Consider the following 17,436-nt stretch of genomic DNA (forward strand, 5'->3'; position numbering starts at 1 on the left):
CCTGTTTCGCGTTATTTCGGGCAGTGGCGTTTACGTCCTCACGACAAAAAATAAGCATAGCTCAGTTGCTCAAAATTGAGGTATTTAACCCGCTCGTTCATCCTGGTACTCGACCTGACTGTCATAAAAACGACTTTTGTGACAAATAGACTAAACTTAGGGTAAGGGCACGGACTTGCGTGGCGACCAAGTCTTTGTTCAGTAGTAGTTTTCACTAAATAGGAACGCACTATGGGAAATGACGACCTCGACCGGAAAATGTATGTGTTAGATACCAACGTACTCCTTCACGAACCCCTCGCTTTCTTTTCATTTCAGGAACACGACGTAGTAATCCCCATGACAGTTCTGGAAGAGCTGGACCACATAAAAGACAGAAAACGCGATGTCAGCAGCGATGCCAGGGTGGCCATTCGTAGCCTTGACGACGTGTTACGTGATGCATCACCAGAGCAAATGCTCGAAGGTGTGGCTTTGCCTAAAGTGCAGCGCGACACACACAAACCTGCCAGCAGCGGCAGGCTGGTTGTGATCAACGACCACCTTTATCCGGATAGCATTTCCGGATTACCGGGTAACGAAAACGACCATCGTATAATTAACTGCGCCATACAGCTACAAAAGCAATACTCAGACAAAAAAGTGGTGCTGGTTACCAAAGATATCAACATGCGCCTGAAGGCCAAGGGGGCAGGACTGAAGTTTGTCGAAGATTATCGTACTGATCAGTTGATCGATGATATTAACTTGCTGACCTCAGGATATAACAAGTTTACAGGCGACTTCTGGGCCAATGTAGGCGAATGTCAAACCGAGCAGCAGGGGCGCTATACTTTGCATCAGGTGCCCGCCAAACTGATGCCTGAAGTGTTTGTTAATGAATACCTGATAGACGAGGGTGAGCATTTTGCTGCCCGTGTGACGGGTTACGACGCAGAGCACGTCACCCTTAAGGACATCAGTGTTGAGCGATTGATGCACCAGCAAGCCTGGGGCGTTTCTCCCAAGAATGTGTATCAGGGTATGGCGCTCGATGCGCTGCTTGACCCTAACATTGAACTGGTGATCCTGACCGGTCCGGCGGGCTGCGGTAAAACTTTACTGGCGCTGGCCAGTGCGCTGGAGATGATCATTGAGAAGGGCGTGTATGACAAAGTGATCGTGACGCGAAATACGCCGGAAATCGCAGAAAGCATCGGATTTTTACCAGGCACGGAAGAAGAAAAAATGGCGCCCTGGCTGGCGGCAATAACGGATACGTTGGAAGTACTGCATAAACACGACGAAAGCCCCATTTCGAGTCGTAACTACATCATGGAAAAGGCCAACATCCAGTTTAAGTCGGTTAACTTTATGCGCGGGCGCAGTATCCAGAATGCGGTGGTGATATTGGATGAAAGCCAGAATCTCACTGCTTCGCAGCTGAAAACCATTATCACGCGCTGTGGTGAAGGCACCAAACTTATCTGTACCGGTAACCTGGCCCAGATTGACAGTAACTACCTTACTCCGGTCACTTCAGGGCTAACCTATATTGTGGAGCGATTTAAGGACTTTGAAGGCTCCGCCACCATTAATCTCAACGGTGTGGTAAGAAGTCGTCTTGCCTCTTTCGCTGAGCAAAACCTATAGCTAAATCAACAGGTCAGCTATGGACATGGCTGGCCTGTTATGTTGCCAGGGCATTGCTCTGTGATCCGCTATGGTGTGGCGGTTTAGTCACATCGCGATGTTAACTCTTTTCGTCGGGTACACATGAGCCAAGTTTGTATACAAAATTAACTGTGATTGCTGCTAAGATAGAGTTAGGGCATTCGTACAGAGCGAAGAATTAATCATTGTACTGGGTATAAGGACTTATATGGAAATAGCAAACTGGCTTGCGTTTTTGTCTATTGCAGTGGCAGCGACGATAACGCCCGGCCCGGCGGTGTTTTTAGTGATGAGTCATTCAATGACAGCTGGCCGGCGTCAGGCTACTTATACCATTTTGGGCAATGTCACAGGGTTGTTTGTGATGAGTTTGTGTTCCGTGTTGGGTGTCAGCGCGATCATTGTCAGCTCTTCATTACTGTTTTCCGTGGTAAAAGTCTTAGGTGCTATTTATTTGCTTTATATGGGCTTCAGGCTGTGGCGTAAAGGGCTGGCTGATGGCGTTGCTGTTAACACAAAAAAGAGCGAAAAAAACTATTTTGGGCAGGGAATGTTTATTGCCATGACTAACCCTAAAGCTATTGTGTTCACAACGGCTTTGTTTCCTCAATTTGTTGTGACGGAGCAGCCGCTCGTTCCTCAGTTTATGGTTCTGGTGTTCACTTTGCTGATGTGCTCCTTTATATGTCTCAGTTGTTATGCGAAGTGGGGGGAGAAGGTAACGAACAAGCTATCAGATAAAGTTTTGTCAGTTATGTCCCGATGTATTGGCCTCACCTTTATCGGCACTGCCGCAGCCATGTGTTTATCTGTCCAGCGTAAAGGCTACTAGACCCTTATCAAGCTTTGGAGCCGTTTAGCAGGGACTATGTCCACTTGAAAGATCGCTAAGCGCTGGTTACTCTTGCTAAAACAAGGAACTAACATCGAGCCACTGCGTGCCGGAATTTCTCCCTCTTAAGAACTATCGAAAGGCTATCAGCATTGCTTTGCTGGTGCCTATGCTACTTGCGGTAGTGCTCTGTTTTCATTTGTATCAGATCAAACTTGAGCGCCAGTATCAGGTTTATCAGGCTCAATTTTATGTCCTTGCAGGTCAAGTAGAGCAGGAAACGCTGGCCGCGCAAACCGTCATAACCAGTATTCGAGATAGTCTGGCTGAGCCTATTCGCTATCAGCTGGATGAAAACTGGCAACAAAATATTCGTCAGCAGACGGGGTATTTTTATCGGCAGCTTCCCGACAACGGAGGGGAAGTTGTCGGATTGGGCAGGTTTGTGCCCACGGGCGCACTCGTTGCGCAATGGCAGCAAATCATGGCTTTGGGTCCCAGTTTTGATACTGCATTGGCCCTGATTGATGAGCTCGAGGCGGTCGTATTTATTCAGGATAATGGTTTTGCCTTTGTTAAGCGGCGCGATACCAGCCAGAGCAACTTATTAACTGCCATCGTCGAATCGCGTTTTACACCGCAATTCAGTCAGGGGATCACCGCCACGAGTATGCCAACCCGGGTATTTGGCAAACATTATTTTGCGCTAGGACAGCGTCTGGCCAGTGGCTCGCTTGCACAGATACTGCTTATCTATGATGTAGATAAATTGGCTGGTCGATTACAGCAGATGACCTTTGGTGGAGGGGAGCTGGCGTTGAAGGGCACCCAGCCGGGTGTAACGCTGGCCACCAGCAAAGCTTACCGTGAGCCAGAAGCAGACCCATCACACAACGATAAGCTTCCCTGGGAAGGTGGTGTACGTTTTAGTTATCAACCCCCGGAACAGCCTTTTACACTGCGTTTTGTTCAGAGTGAAGCAAGCTTTTCTGCGCCGGCGCGATATGAAGCATTACTCGAACTGGGTTTCCTGATCTTGTTTATAGTGTCCACCTTTGTCGCTTATGTATGGCTCAACGCCCAGGTCTTTATTCGCCCCCTTAAGCATTTTGTAAAGTATCTGACCTATCAGGAAAATACTCCACAAGCGACAATGAATTATGCGGTTCCAAAAGACTGGCAGCCATGGTTTATTGAAATCAAACGGGTTGTTACACAAAAGCGCAATGCGTTACAGCAGCTTCAGGAGAACAATTTAAGGCTTGATGAACAGGTTCAGCAGCAGAAGAAAGCACTTTCACGAAGCCTTGAAGCCAAAGAGCGCCAGGCCGCCTTACTTAAAACCGTATTAAATTCAGTGCCTGATCTGGTTTACTATAAGAACATCGATGGTTCTTTTATTGGCTGCAATGAAGCGTTTGAGCGGTTTATTGGAGTCGCTCAGGTTGACTTGGTTGCGCGCGAACATCAGGAAGTGACCAAACGACACCTGGCTTTACTGGACCTGGAGCTGGCAATGAATCGCCAGGGACAAAGCCTGACTGATACTCTGGTACTAGAAGGGAGTAGTTACCTGATCACGGTTTCTCCTTTATACAATGATCTGCGCAAGCGTATCGGCACCTTAGGGGTAGCTCGGGACATCAGTGAACAACAACAGGCGCTGACCGCACTCAGGGCATCGGAGCAAAATTTTAAAGCGGCTATCGAGTATGCGCCAAACGGCGTGATCCTGTTGTCTATTGACCGGCTGGTACTAGAGCTCAATCGGACTGCGCGTAAGTTATTCGACCGGGTAGATATTGGCAGCAGTCTGTACAGTGTGTTTGAAGATGCAGATGTTGAAGCCTTAAATGACGTACTGGATCATTGTTTGCACGAGCGACAGGGAGCCAGTGAACTGAGCCTAGCTCAGCAGGATCCAAAACGCTGGCTGCACCTGAGTGTCTCTTTGGTCTGGGACAAACAGAAAAACCCAAAATACTTCGTAATTCACGTACAAAATGTCACGGCGCTCATTCGTGCCCGGCTTGATGCCGAACGGGCCAATCACGCCAAAAGTCGTTTTATTGCCAATATCAGTCATGAAATCCGTACACCGATTAATGCCATCCTGGGTCTGGTTAGCATTCTTAAACCCGCATTGGACGCAAGGGTGGAGCAGCACAAGCTGGAGCAGATTGAAAGTGCGGCCCAGCAGCTATTGGCGATGCTAAACGATATCCTCAACTTTGCCCGGCTCGAAAGTGGACAAGGTAAATCCAACGACCAGCCGTTTTGTATTGTTGACCTGATTGCCAACCTGAGTAGTTTAATTACACCTTTGAGCAGTGCTAAACAGCTGGAATTTGAGGTAGAGGTTGACCCCTTTATTTGGCCTCGCTTAATTGGCGATGAGGCACGTATTAAACTTGTGTTGATGAACCTGCTGGGGAACGCGGTGAAGTTTACTGAGCATGGCCGGGTAGGCTTGACTATGTCCCTGCAGCAGGACAGCCATGGTCCGGAGCAGGCTGTCAGATTCTGTGTTTGGGACACAGGTCCGGGCATTAGTGAAGAAGACCAGGCTCGTTTATTTGATGCGTTTACTCAGGGGAATGAAAGTAGCTCACGTCCACATGAGGGCATTGGACTCGGGCTGGCGATAGTGAAACAGGTTCTTCAATTACTCGGGGGAGAGGTGACACTCTCGAGTACACCACAAGTAGGCAGCCGGTTTGAGTTTACTTTACGGCTAGAGCGCGCGGCACTGGCAGACAACGACAGTCTTCAATCTCTGTTTCTAATTTTGGAGCGACAGGCTCCTCTCCCTTATCTTGCCCATCAGGGTATACACCAGGGAAGTGAGACGGAATTGAACACTCTCAATACAACCAGCTCTGTTGCCTATCTGGCCTGTGACAACGCAGAACGTGTTCGTATATTGAGTCAGACTGAGTTTGGACGGCAAGTACAGTGGTTGGTGCCTGACACAGACCCCTTTACCGACGCTCTGCCTGCAGAGTCTGATGCCATCAGGTTGTCAGCCCCCGTGTTTTATCAGAGCCTGAGTGTATGTTCACTGGAAAGGTCGGCCACCGCTTTACCAGACACCCATACCTTAACGCCTTTATTGTGTATTGTGGTGGATGATAATCCGGTGAACCTGGATATTAGCAGAACTGTACTGGAGCAGCGTGGGGCAACTGTGATTGCGCTTAGCAATGCTGAGAATATAGTGACCATTTGTCAGAAGCTGCGCCCGGATGTGGTATTGATGGACCTTTATATGCCCAATATTGACGGTTATGAGGCCAGCAGGCAACTGCGACGCCAATTCAACAGCCAGGCACTACCTATCGTAGCGCTGACCGCGAATGCTCATGAACAGGAAAAGCAGCAAGCGCTGGCGACGGGACTCAACGGATTTTTAGTGAAGCCGATCACACCTGCAGATCTATGCCTTGCACTGCTGGAATATGTGCCAGCAGGGGAAGTTGTGTTTGATTATCCGTTTGCGCTGACACAAATGATGAATAAAGACGCGCTGCTACGCACTATGCTCGAAAAGTTTGCTAAGCTTTGTGAAGAGTATATGACGAGTTTGCAGGGTGTTGAAACTGTTACGGAACTGGCGAGTCTGGCACATACCATTAAAGGGTCTGCTGCGGGTCTTGGATTACGTCGCCTGGCAGATCAGGCGCGTCAATGTGAAGCGCTGGCAAAACAAGCGGATGAGGTAGCATCTGAACAGTTATGTGAGCAACTCTATACGGCTGTAGAACAAACTTTGTGTTTTATTTCGTTGTGGCTAAAAGGATAAGAAAATGCACAAATCGGCCCATATTCTGGTGTTAGACCCGGATCCCCTGAACCGGGTGGTACTACAAAATACTCTGGAAGAAACTTACTTTGTGACGCTGAGCTCATCTCAGGAGCAGGCGCTGGGGTTACTGAAAACGAATAGTATCGACCTGATCATCATGGACAATCAACAGCTCGGGGGGGAGACAGAACCTTTTCTGCAAGCGTTGAAAGCAAATGCCGACACCGCACAGTTACCTGTTATTGTGATCTCCGCCAGTGCCAGTTTTTTGGATGAAGCAGACAGCCTTCAGCAAGGCGCGGTCGATTACATTACCAAGCCGTTTAACCCTAACATTGTGAAAGCCAGAGTAAAAATCCACCTCAGCAACAAACAGCGAAACGATCAACTGTCCCAGCAAGTTTTAATTGATAGCATGACATCGTTACCTAATCGCCGTGCACTGAATGAAACGTTGTCAACCTACTGGCGACAGTGTGCGTCGGGTGTGCGGCCTTTAGCGGTGTTTGTGTTGGGGGTCGATCATTTTGAACGTTACAACCAGTTATTTGGTCATGTGAGTGGCGATGAATGCCTCTGTAAAATTGCCCAAGTGGTCTCCGGTTTGATAACCAATATGGATGGATTTACAGCGCGACACGATGGCGGGCGTTTTGTTGCGTTGCTCCGTGATATCAGTGAGGTGGAAGTGCTTGAAGTGTCCGAAGCGATTCACAAAGCGGTGGCTGCGTTAGCCATACGACATCCCGCGTCGCCAACTTGCGCACATGTGACAGTGAGTGTGGGTATTTGTTATACCAAAGCCGATTTTTCCAGAGACCACAACGAGCCGTTAGATCAGGCTGCCATGGCGCTTAATGATGCGCGTGAACGCCAGCAAAAAGCAGTATTGAATGTGGTGTAACGGGTTCAGAGTACAAGACTCTGATCCCGTCAGGGCGCTGTTTACAGCAGGTGTGCCAGAGCAGTGTCACCAAAACCGACCAGTTTATTGTTTTTGAAAAGTAAAGGTGTGCACTCATCTTTTGTAACGACACCGTCGGAGTGTTTGCTGTTGGTTGCAAAGTACAGTATCTGATAAACCGTATCATCTTTAGATACCATATCTGTGAACTCAGGGGTACCCAGTTTGTTCAGCACGTGCTGATACTCAGTGCCCATTTTGAGCTGACTTATTTTTTCGCGATTCTGCTTTTGTTCTTTCTTCCAGCCGTGGTGACCGTTATATTCGCCATCTGTGACTGCAACAACACAGCCAGTCAGTGCGGTTGAACTTAATAGCGCAATTGCAATTAGTAATTTTTTCATCGTTATATCCCAGGCTAAGCCGTCTTTATTTTCTTTGAGTTGTACAGAGCAAAGAGTTTGCCAACTTTTAAATGATTATAAATCAAGTGGTTATGTTTTTAGATAAGGAGGTAACTATTATGAAATGCTATATTTTGAATGAATTAACCAATAGTTGGTTAAAAGCACGAACTTATCACCATACTCCATTCCCACATACACAGACTGTCATCCCGCACTCGATGCGGGAACTACCAACAGGCGACTTGATGCCTAAAAAATGCGCCTGAGCTGAATTCAAATAGTTCCCGGCTCAGAGGCCGGGATGACGGAGTGTGGGCACGCCGATTAGGAGCGGTAATAGATAAAGCGCAAGAGAGCCTGACGACTGAATGCTGCCTTGTAAGCAGCAACTCTCGCATCCAACCCCAGTCATCCCGCACTTGATGCAGGAACTTCCAACAGGCGACGTGGTGACTAAAAATACGCTTACGCTGAATTCAAATAGTTCCCGGCTCGCAGGCCGGGATGACGGCGTGTAGGCATGCCGATTAGGAGCAATGATAGACAGAGCTTAAAGGGGCAGGCGACTCAAGAGTGACACCAATAACACCTATTCCCACATACACAGCCTGTCATCCCGCATTGGATACGGGAACTACTTAGAGGTGACTTATGCGTGACACCCATAGTGATTTACATTAATGATGATTTACACCAATGACACCCATTCCTATATAGCCGTACGCCACTGGGTTACACCAGCCGGTTGTGCTCGCGCCCCTGTAAAAAGCTATCAATATTCTCGGCAATACCCTGGATCAGGCGGGTGATCGACTCCTGGCTGGCCCAGGCCGTGTGCGGGGTAAGCAGCAAGTTATCACCCTGATACCGCACCAGTGGGTTATCAGGCGCTGCGGGCTCCACGCTGAGAACATCCACGCCGGCACCGAGTAGCTGCTTAGTGGCAAGCGCATCCGCGAGTGCCTGTTCATTGACAATGCCACCGCGTGCCGTATTCAGTAAGATGGCGTGAGCCGGAAGCAGTGCCAATGTGTCGGCATCGAACAAGTCGCGGGTGGTGTCGGTCAAAGGGCAATGAATAGAGACAATATCGGCACTACGCAGCGCTTGGGTAAATTCAACGCGCTCGGCACGTACCGTTTCTTGCCCAGGGCGCTCTGCAATAACCACATCGGCCCCAAAAGCGCTGGCGACCTTAGCAACCGCCTGGCCAAGGTTACCATAGCCGACTATCACAAAGCGTTTACCCGACAAATCGTGAATTGGGTAGTCCAGACGACAAAACAGTTCGCTGCGTTGCCAGGCACCATTGGCACAATCCTGCGCGTAGCGGTGAATATTACTCATCAGATTGCCAAGCAGTGTAAAAGTGTGCAAAACCACTGAAGGTGTGGAATAGCCAGCCACATTGGTCACCGCGATATTGTGGGCACGTGCAGCCTCCAGGTCGATATTATTGGTGCCGGTTGCGGCCACACAGATCAATCTGAGATTGGGCAGCTGGCTCAGAGTATCGGCATTGAGCACCACCTTGTTGGTCACCACCACCTCAGCGCTCTGTATACGTGACATCAGCTGTTCAGCTGAGGTGGTATCGTACTCGGTGACTGTGCCAAACTCTCTGAGCGGATCCAAGCTAACACCCGCCAGTGTGGCGGCATCTAAAACAACAATATTCATGGTGAGCAAACATTCCTTACTAACAGATGGCGCCGAGTGTATCATTTTTATTGCCAAAGTTTATCTTTGTGCTTGACCTTGAACTCAACTCTAAGGTTTATACTGTGATCAGATTCATAAAGAACGGCAAAACTGACTATGTATAAGATTGGCCATATTGCAAAACAATTGAATGTGTCTACCGACACACTGCGTTATTATGAGCGCCAGGGTCTGTTGCAGGCCAGTGTTCGCAGCCCGGCAGGTTACCGGTTATATGACGATAGCGCGCTTGAGCAGATGCGTTTTATTGTGCGGGCAAAGGCGGTGGGCTTCAGTCTCAAAGATATTCAGGAACTGCTGACCATTAAAATTGATAAACACAATCACAGTTGTGAAGAAGTGAAATCACTGACGTTACAGAAGCTGGCACAAACCCGGCAAAGAATTGAAGAATTACTGAAATTCGAGCGCTCACTGAGCGTGCTGGCCGAGCGTTGCTGTGGCGGCGAAGAAAGTGCTGATGATTGTTCCATTTTAACCGCGTTGGAGGATGTAGATGGCTCTGCTTGATAACTTTTGGCAACTCTTTTTGGTTTCAGCGCCCTGGCTGATGCTGGGCCTGTTACTTGCGGGGTTGCTTAACATATTTATTCCAAAAGATTTCTTACAAAGGCACCTGGGTAAAGAGGGGCTCTGGACGACCATTAAAGCGGCTCTGATAGGTGCGCCTATGCCGTTGTGTTCTTGTGGTGTAATCCCGGCCGCCATCGGGTTGCGTCGTGCCGGTGGGTCCAAAAGTGCCACTACTGCCTTTTTGGTATCGACACCCGAAACCGGGGTGGATTCTATCTCGGTTTCTTACGCACTGCTTGGGCCTTTTATGGCCGTGATCCGGCCTATTGCCGCGGTAGCCAGTGCTATCACCGCCGGTGTGCTGGTTGGCAAAGACGAGCGCAATGCAACGCCGCCCGCCGTAAGCGCCTCAGACAGTGGCTGTTGTGGCAGCTCAGTAAAAAAAGTAGAACCTGAAAAAAGTAGTTGCTGTGCCAGTGAACAAGTCGTTGAACCTGCGCAGTCTGCCAGCTGTTGTGATAGCCAAGCTAAGGTAGAACCGGCATCACACACCAGCTGTTGCGACAGTAAGCCTGAACAAAAGTCCGCCGAGCAGGTTGTATCCTGTTGTGCATCCGCGCAAGCTAAGCCCGGGCTGTGGCAAAAGTTAACGTCCGCCGTGCAATTTAGCTGTAACAAATTGTTAGCCGATACTATGCAATGGCTACTGATTGGTCTATTCTTTGCTGCCTTAGTGCAAACCTATGTTCCCGAAGCCTTTTTAGCACAGTGGGGCAATGGCATCCTGGCCATGATTGTGGTCATTCTGGTCAGTATTCCAATGTACATATGTGCCACAGCATCGACGCCAATCGCTGCGGGATTATTATTGGCGGGCGTCTCTCCTGGTGCTGTGCTGGTCTTTATGCTGGCAGGTCCCGCCACCAACGTTGCTACCATAGGCGTGGTCGCTAAAGAGCTGGGCCGTCGCGCGGTGTTTGCTTATCTGGGGGCAGTCATTGGTGTCGCAATTGTATTCGGGTTTTTGACCGACTGGCTGGTGGCACAGTTTGGCTTTACAGTGGCCCCTATGATGGGGCATGACCATGAAGTCTTACCCTATTGGCTAACGCTGGGGTCAGGCGTGGTATTGGCTCTGCTGATGGCAAGGTTGATGTTGCTGGGTATTAAACAACGCTTTACGCCCACTCAGGCCTCGGCGTAACTGCAGGTGCCTGCATGATGAAACAAGTGATACAGGCGCTTCTGGTCAGACTTGATATTCTTAGCTTCCGATCAGGCTGCACGATAGAATAAGACGTTTTGATGACAACCACCCAATAATAAAGAGTAGTTTAGTGGATAAATACGCAGATATCAGACCTTACAATGACGATGAAGTCCCCGCAGCTTTGCAGCGTTTGCTGGACGATGATCAGTTTATTGATGTGATTGCGGAGCATAACCTGCCCAAATGGCTGGCAGGATGGGATCTGATATCCCGGCCACTGGTGCGCAGCCGGTTGAAGAAAAAGTGGCAGTCTGTCACCAATGTTGAAGCGGTTCAGAATGAAGTGGCCGGTTATCTGTCGATGCTGATTGAGCGTACAACCAGTAAAGTCACCTATTCTGGCCTGGACAAGCTCGAAAAGCAGGGCGCCTACCTGTTTATCTCTAACCACAGAGACATAGTCCTTGACCCGGCACTGGTCAACTGGGGACTGCATCAGCAAAAAATGCAAACTGTGCGCATTGCCATTGGTGATAACCTGCTTCAGGTGCCTTATATCACAGAGTTGATGCGCCTGAACAAAAGCTTTATTGTGAAGCGCTCGGCCAAAGCGCCAAAAGAGATGCTGCGTGCCTTATCTCAGCTGTCTGCGTATATTTATGATTCGCTGGATGAAGGCAACTCAATCTGGATTGCGCAAAAAGAAGGCCGTGCCAAAGATGGTGTCGACTTTACCGATCCGGCATTGCTGAAAATGTTGCAGTTGAATGGGCGTAAGCTAAAACTGCCTTTTGCCGAATATGTGCGCCAGCTGAAGATTGTGCCTGTGTCGATTTCTTACCAGTACGAGCCCTGTGCTGTGTCAAAAGCCCGCGAGCTGTACCATAAACAGCAGTTCGGTGAATATGTGAAAGCCGAAGGCGAAGACATCAGCAGCATCATCGAAGGGTTCAGCAGCGATAAAGGCCATGTGCATGTGGCATTTGGTTCACCCATAGACGAAGAATTCGAAACGCCGGAGCAGCTGGCCGAAATCATCGATCAGCAGATTGTCAGCAATTACTATCTGCATTCGAGCAACTACCTGGCTGCCGGCGATGAAAGCCAGAGCAGTGAGCTGGAGAAAAACCGTTTTATGGAAGCGCTGGAGCAAGTACCGGAAGAGTTACGCCAGCTAGTGCTATCTATCTACGCGCAGCCTGCCAAACGCAAGTTGTCGCAATAATGATACCAATTTCACCTAATACCTGTTCAATTTGACGGAGCAAATATGACGCTAACGGCGTTAAAAATTTCTTATTTAGAATAACTAAATAGCAAAATTTTTGCCTTGTTATCGAACATATTTTCTCGCCTCAAAATAGAACACTTAATTAAGCAAATTGGTATAATCTAAAGCGCCTTTCGGGGCGTTTTTTTATACCTGGCTGGTTTTTAATATCTGAATGATGGTGCAAGGAATGGCGATGCTTTTGCAGCAAAAGGAAAAGGTGTCCCCGGCAACGCGGATGCAGATGTCAGTCCTTGAACCCTAAGGTTCAAGGCGGAAAGCAACAGCCTACCGTAGGCTTCTCGGTACCTGCCGAGCCTGCGCAATAGTAAGCAAACTGCGTTCCTAAGAAAAAGTTATCGGCTCAGGGACATCATCCACTGTCCAACGTGCTAGGGAACGATTTCAGTATATAAGACCCAGCCGCATCTAGAAACCTTTATCGGCAAATATCCGTAAAAAGTCGTCCGACTGGCCGCGATTCATGCACTTTTTGTATGGCATCTGAACAATGCAAAAAAGTGCGTAGATTATTTGTACGCAAACAGACAAGTCATTGCTGTTGCTATACTTCGGGTGGTAGCATTAACTAAGCAGAACAAAGCAAACGAGAACATTATCCATGAGTGAATTAAGAGATTATCAGCAAGCACAGCTACTGCTGGAACAACACGATATCTACATTGCCCCGGCTGAGGTGCACGGTACCATCAGCGGTTTACTGGCATGTGGCCTGAATATCGAAGAGCAGGAGTACCTTGGGCTGCTGAGTGATGTCTTTAACGATGGTCAGAAGTTTGCAGCGCCACTGAAAGAATTTTTTGCCGAGCTATACAAACTTGTCGTTGCTCATTTTAATGATCCAGAGCACCTGTTTGAGCTGTATCTACCAATGGAAGAAAGCCTGAGCGATCAGGCAAATGCCTTGGTGGCTTGGGTGTCCGGGTTTTTACTGGGCTTTGGCCTCAAGCAAAAAGACTATGGTAAGTTTTCGGCTGATGTAAAGGAAGTGATTGGTGATTTTAGCGAAATCACTAAATTAGATACCCATTTTGACGAAAGTGAAGAAGATAAACAGGCACTGCATGAGGTGATTGAATACATCCGTGTATCGGCCCTGTTGTGTTTTGCTGAGCTAGGCAAAGACGCTGCTTCACCGACCTCTAAAACAGTGCATTAATTATGATGATAGCCAACCAGGAATTTGTAACGCGCCGCACTGAACTGCTGGCGCAGATGGATAACAATGCGGTGGCAGTGATCCCCGCTGCCGTTGAGCTCACCCGTAGCCGTGATACTGAGTATCCGTTCCGCCAGGACAGCGACTTTTTCTATTTAACCGGGTTTAAAGAGCCCGATGCGGTACTGGTGCTGAGTAAAGACAAAGACGGCGCAACACAGCAAACGCTGTTTTGTCGTAACAAAGACAAGTTAGCCGAGATTTGGCACGGCCGCCGCATGGGTCACGAAAAAGCCAAAACCGCCTTAGAACTGGACCAGACCTTTCCACTGAGTGAGCTGGAAGAGGAACTGTTGACCCTGGTTAACGGTCGCAAGGTACTTTACTACGGACAGGGCACATATGGTGCGTTTGACGATAAAATCTGGACCTTACTTGGCACTTTGCGTGGCGCGCCGAAAAAAGGCTACCGGGCACCAGAAATCATTAAAGATGTGCGCCCGTTATTACATGAAATGCGCCTGTTTAAGTCAGAAGCTGAAATTGCGGTGATGCGCAAAGCGGGCGAGATAAGTGCAGATGCTCACAAACGTGCCATGCAGTTTGCAAAGCCCGGTGCCACCGAGTTCCAGCTGGAAGCCGAAATTCACCACCATTACGCCATGAATGGCGCCCGTCACCCAGCCTATGGCACCATAGTGGGCTCGGGTAATAATGCCAATATTTTACACTATACCGACAACTGCGATGAATTAACCGACGGAGATTTGATCCTGATCGACTCCGGCTGTGAACTTGAAGGGTATGCTGCCGACATTACGCGTACCTTCCCGGTAAATGGTCGCTTCAGTGCATCGCAAAAAGCGGTGTATGAGCTGGTACTGGCCTCTCAACAGGCGGCCTTTGAACAGGTTAAACCAGGCGGCACTTTGGTCAAAGCCAATGAAGCCGCAATGCGGGTGATGACCGAAGGGCTGATAGAGCTGGGTATTCTGGCTGGCGAAGTCGATGAATTGCTCGACAAGCAAGCCTGTAAAGCCTTTTATATGCATGGCCTGGGCCATTGGCTGGGGCTGGATGTGCACGATGTCGGCGAATACAAGCTGGATGAAGCCGACAGACCGTTTGAGCCTGGTATGGTGCTGACCATAGAGCCGGGCCTGTACTTTGACGAAGATGCCGAAGTACCTGAGCAATTTAAGGGCATTGGCGTGCGCATTGAAGATGACTTACTGATCACCGCGAATGGCTTTGAAAACCTCACCGCAGGGGTGCCTAAAACCATTGCTGAGATTGAAGCCTTAATGCGCTCAGGCGAATAAATACAAGCAGGAGCAACACTTGCAACACTTTGATGTGTTAATCGTGGGTGGTGGTATGGCCGGTGCCACCGCTGCCGTCACGATCAAAAAACAGCTTCCCGACAGCCGCATCGCGGTGATTGAAGCCTTTGAGCCTAAAGCGGCGCATCATCCCAGCTTTGACGACCGCAGTCTGGCACTGGCTGAGCAGTCGGTTTCTTATCTGAGTAAACTGGGGTTGTTTGATCCGCACTGGACGTTTGCAGAGCCGATCACTCAGGTGCATGTATCTGACCGTGGTCACTTTGGCAAAACCACGATTACCCATGATGAATTTGCTGTTGAGGCGCTAGGTTATGTGGTCGAAGTGAACCCTTACGGCGCGTACTTGCATCAGCAACTGAGCAAACTGAACATTGCGTTGTATTGCCCGGCCAAAATTACCAGCTTGCATCAGCAGCAGGCGCAGGTCGATGTGGTGCTCGACAGTGGTGAAACTCTGTCGGGTAAACTCTTGGTGTTGGCTGATGGCGCGCAATCGCCTACTCGCAGTAAGCTGAATATTGGCTTTGACTGCGTGGCCTATGAACAGGGCGCCCTGATAGCAAACGTGCAGGTAAGCGATAATCATCAGGGCCAGGCGTTTGAACGCTTTACCGAGCATGGCCCGATGGCCCTGCTGCCGATGAGCAACAACCGCTACTCTCTGGTGTGGTGTATGCCGCAGCGGGAGCTTGATACGCTGCGAGAGTGTGATGAGACGGAATTTCTGGCGCGTTTGCAAAGCGCATTTGGCTATCGCGCCGGGATGTTTGAACGGGTTGGCAGACGAACAAGTTACCCACTGGTTTTGGGTCGGGTTGAGCAGCTGGTGCATCATCGCTGTGTGCTCATTGGTAATGCCGCGCATGCCATTCACCCTATTGCAGGTCAGGGCTTTAACCTGGGATTGCGTGATATTCAGGCGCTGGTTACACAGCTACAACAGACAGACCGAGAGCTGTGGGGCAATCACGCGTTCACACAAAACTATAAAACTGCACGCGAGTCAGACATAAATCGTGTCATGACGCTGACCGATTCTTTGGTCAGACTGTTTTCTAATGATTCCCGTATGCTGGCACTGGGGCGCAGTTGTGGCCTGTTGTCGATGAGCCTGTTCTCACAACTGAAAGCGCCACTGGCGCGACAACTCATGGGACGAACCCTGTAAGGAATAATCATGCAGCAAGTACAAGTGTGCATAGTCGGTGGTGGGTGTGTCGGCCTGGCGCTGGCGCTGGGTCTGGCAAAGAACAATATCTCGGTGATGGTGCTGGATGCCGGTCCTGAGCCGCAGCCACTGAACGAGACTTATGGTGCGCGGGTCAGTGCCATCAGTTTGGCCAGCCAGAGTCTGTTTGAGTCTTTAGGCGTGTGGGATGCCATTAAGGCGCAGCGGGCCACGGCTTATCGCAAGATGTCGGTGTGCGACGCCGACAGCTTTGGCCGCATTCAGTTTAACGCACAGCAGCTGGCCTTGCCTGAGCTGGGCCATATTATCGAAAACGACGCCATTCGTTTTGCCCTATATCAGGCTCTGCAGCAGCACAGTCAGGCGAGTTTACTGTTTGGCAGCCGTTATCAGTCTATTCATCAGACTGACAGCGATGTGCTGATCACGCTGGAGCAGGGTACACCTGTGATGGCCAAACTGCTGGTTGCCGCAGACGGTGCCAACTCAGGGGTACGCAGCCAGTTTAACCTGCCGATCAGCTTCTGGGATTACGATCATCACGCCATTGTGGCCACCATCAAAACAGAGCAACCACACGATGCGACTGCGCGTCAGGTGTTCCTGCCGGATGGTCCTCTGGCGTTGTTGCCTTTGTCTGATCCCCATACTCAATCAATCGTCTGGTCTACGGCACCTGAACACGCCCGCGAGTTGATGGCCATGGAGGAGCAGAGCTTTAATAAAGCTTTAAGCGCGGCCAGTGACCTGCAATGCGGTTTGTGTAAGGTTCAGGGCGAGCGAGCGGTATTCCCGCTGACCATGCGCTACGCACAGCAGTGGCTGACCGGCAAAGTGGTGTTAATGGGCGATGCCGCACATACTATTCATCCGCTTGCCGGACTGGGGATGAACCTGGGCCTTAAAGATGCTGCACACCTGATCAAAGCACTGAGCGAAGACAACGAGGAGTTCGCCTCTCATCGTACTTTGCGTGAGTACGAACGAACCCGCAAACTCGATGCACAAAAACACATTGCCATGATGCAGGGCTTAAAAGAGTTGTTCAGCGGCAATCATCCGCTGAAAAAGTTAGTCCGTGGTGTGGGTCTGAATGTAGTAGATAACCTCGGCCCCATTAAAGACTTATTTGTACAGCAAGCCATCGGCGAATAGCCATTACTGAAGGGCTGCTTGATGCCAAACAAGCAGCCCGCTTACACCTGTAGGGTTGAGCATCAAACACAGCTTTTCAAACCCAACTCCGTTATCCCGCATACACCCCAGTCATCCCGCATACACCCCAGTCATCCCGCATACACCCCAGTCATCCCGCACTTGATGCGGGAACCACTAACAGGCGACCAGGTGTCAAAAAGATACGTTTAAGCTGAATTCAAATAGTTCCCGGCTCGGGGGCCGGGAT

General features: G+C 49.7%; 13 protein-coding genes and 1 other RNA gene. 11 read left to right on the forward strand and 3 right to left on the reverse strand.

Features of this window, described 5'->3' with window-relative positions; all coding sequences use genetic code 11:
• Nucleotides 1–231 precede the first annotated feature (231 nt).
• From ACXAH1_RS15145 to ACXAH1_RS15160, 4 genes are all read left to right on the forward strand, one after another.
• Nucleotides 232–1,632, forward strand: a complete 1,401-nt coding sequence (locus ACXAH1_RS15145) for a PhoH family protein (RefSeq protein WP_475197758.1) — start codon at nucleotides 232–234, stop codon at nucleotides 1,630–1,632.
• 229 nt (nucleotides 1,633–1,861) lie between these two features.
• A complete protein-coding gene (locus tag ACXAH1_RS15150; protein ID WP_475197759.1) occupies nucleotides 1,862–2,485 on the forward strand; it encodes a LysE family translocator in 624 nt (207 codons plus the stop codon).
• Nucleotides 2,486–2,591: 106 nt separating this feature from the next.
• A complete protein-coding gene (locus tag ACXAH1_RS15155) occupies nucleotides 2,592–6,287 on the forward strand; it encodes a PAS domain-containing hybrid sensor histidine kinase/response regulator (protein ID WP_475197761.1) in 3,696 nt (1,231 codons plus the stop codon).
• Nucleotides 6,288–6,291: 4 nt separating this feature from the next.
• Complete coding sequence (locus tag ACXAH1_RS15160; RefSeq protein WP_475197763.1) at nucleotides 6,292–7,194, forward strand: GGDEF domain-containing response regulator; 903 nt, start codon at nucleotides 6,292–6,294, stop codon at nucleotides 7,192–7,194.
• A 41-nt stretch (nucleotides 7,195–7,235) separates the two neighbouring features.
• Here ACXAH1_RS15160 and ACXAH1_RS15165 read toward each other — a convergent pair whose 3' ends face one another.
• Together ACXAH1_RS15165 and ACXAH1_RS15170 are read right to left on the reverse strand one after the other, a co-directional pair.
• Nucleotides 7,236–7,598, reverse strand: coding sequence for a DUF3192 domain-containing protein (locus ACXAH1_RS15165; protein WP_475197764.1), 363 nt, complete (start codon nucleotides 7,596–7,598; stop codon nucleotides 7,236–7,238).
• Between the two features lie 735 nt (nucleotides 7,599–8,333).
• Nucleotides 8,334–9,281: a D-2-hydroxyacid dehydrogenase gene (locus tag ACXAH1_RS15170; protein ID WP_475197765.1), complete on the reverse strand. Its 948-nt coding sequence runs from the start codon at nucleotides 9,279–9,281 to the stop codon at nucleotides 8,334–8,336.
• 138 nt (nucleotides 9,282–9,419) lie between these two features.
• Here ACXAH1_RS15170 and zntR point away from each other — a divergent pair, with 138 nt between their 5' ends.
• The 3 genes from zntR (at nucleotide 9,420) to ACXAH1_RS15185 (ending at nucleotide 12,271) form a co-directional block, all read left to right on the forward strand.
• The gene (zntR, locus tag ACXAH1_RS15175; protein ID WP_475197767.1) at nucleotides 9,420–9,833 is read left to right on the forward strand and encodes a Zn(2+)-responsive transcriptional regulator; all 414 of its coding nucleotides are present in this window, start codon (nucleotides 9,420–9,422) and stop codon (nucleotides 9,831–9,833) included.
• Entirely contained in the window at nucleotides 9,820–11,040 is a 1,221-nt protein-coding gene (locus ACXAH1_RS15180) for an SO_0444 family Cu/Zn efflux transporter (protein ID WP_475197768.1), read from the forward strand. The genes zntR and ACXAH1_RS15180 overlap by 14 nt, the downstream gene beginning before the upstream one ends.
• A 133-nt stretch (nucleotides 11,041–11,173) precedes the next feature.
• Nucleotides 11,174–12,271 carry a lysophospholipid acyltransferase family protein gene (locus ACXAH1_RS15185; protein ID WP_475197769.1) on the forward strand — a complete coding sequence of 366 codons (1,098 nt, stop codon included), beginning with the start codon at nucleotides 11,174–11,176 and terminating at the stop codon, nucleotides 12,269–12,271.
• 264 nt (nucleotides 12,272–12,535) lie between these two features.
• Here ACXAH1_RS15185 and ssrS read toward each other — a convergent pair.
• Nucleotides 12,536–12,718, reverse strand: a non-coding RNA gene (gene ssrS, locus ACXAH1_RS15190) — 6S RNA.
• Between the two features lie 220 nt (nucleotides 12,719–12,938).
• Between ssrS and ACXAH1_RS15195 the strand changes: the two genes are divergently transcribed.
• From ACXAH1_RS15195 to ACXAH1_RS15210, 4 genes are read left to right on the forward strand one after another with little or no spacing between them, the layout of a single operon-like run.
• Entirely contained in the window at nucleotides 12,939–13,496 is a 558-nt protein-coding gene (locus ACXAH1_RS15195) for a UPF0149 family protein (protein ID WP_046005547.1), read from the forward strand.
• Nucleotides 13,497–13,501: 5 nt separating this feature from the next.
• Nucleotides 13,502–14,818 (forward strand): Xaa-Pro aminopeptidase, encoded by a 1,317-nt coding sequence (gene pepP, locus ACXAH1_RS15200; protein ID WP_475197844.1) that lies wholly within the window; start codon nucleotides 13,502–13,504, stop codon nucleotides 14,816–14,818.
• Nucleotides 14,819–14,837: 19 nt separating this feature from the next.
• On the forward strand, nucleotides 14,838–16,010 hold the full coding sequence (gene ubiH, locus ACXAH1_RS15205; protein WP_475197770.1) for a 2-octaprenyl-6-methoxyphenyl hydroxylase: 1,173 nt from the start codon (nucleotides 14,838–14,840) through the stop codon (nucleotides 16,008–16,010).
• A gap of 9 nt (nucleotides 16,011–16,019) precedes the next feature.
• Nucleotides 16,020–17,186 (forward strand): FAD-dependent oxidoreductase, encoded by a 1,167-nt coding sequence (locus tag ACXAH1_RS15210; RefSeq protein ID WP_475197772.1) that lies wholly within the window; start codon nucleotides 16,020–16,022, stop codon nucleotides 17,184–17,186.
• The last annotated feature ends 250 nt before the right edge of the window (nucleotides 17,187–17,436 follow it).

This window comes from Pseudoalteromonas sp. AWH4_217, from assembly GCF_056161105.1.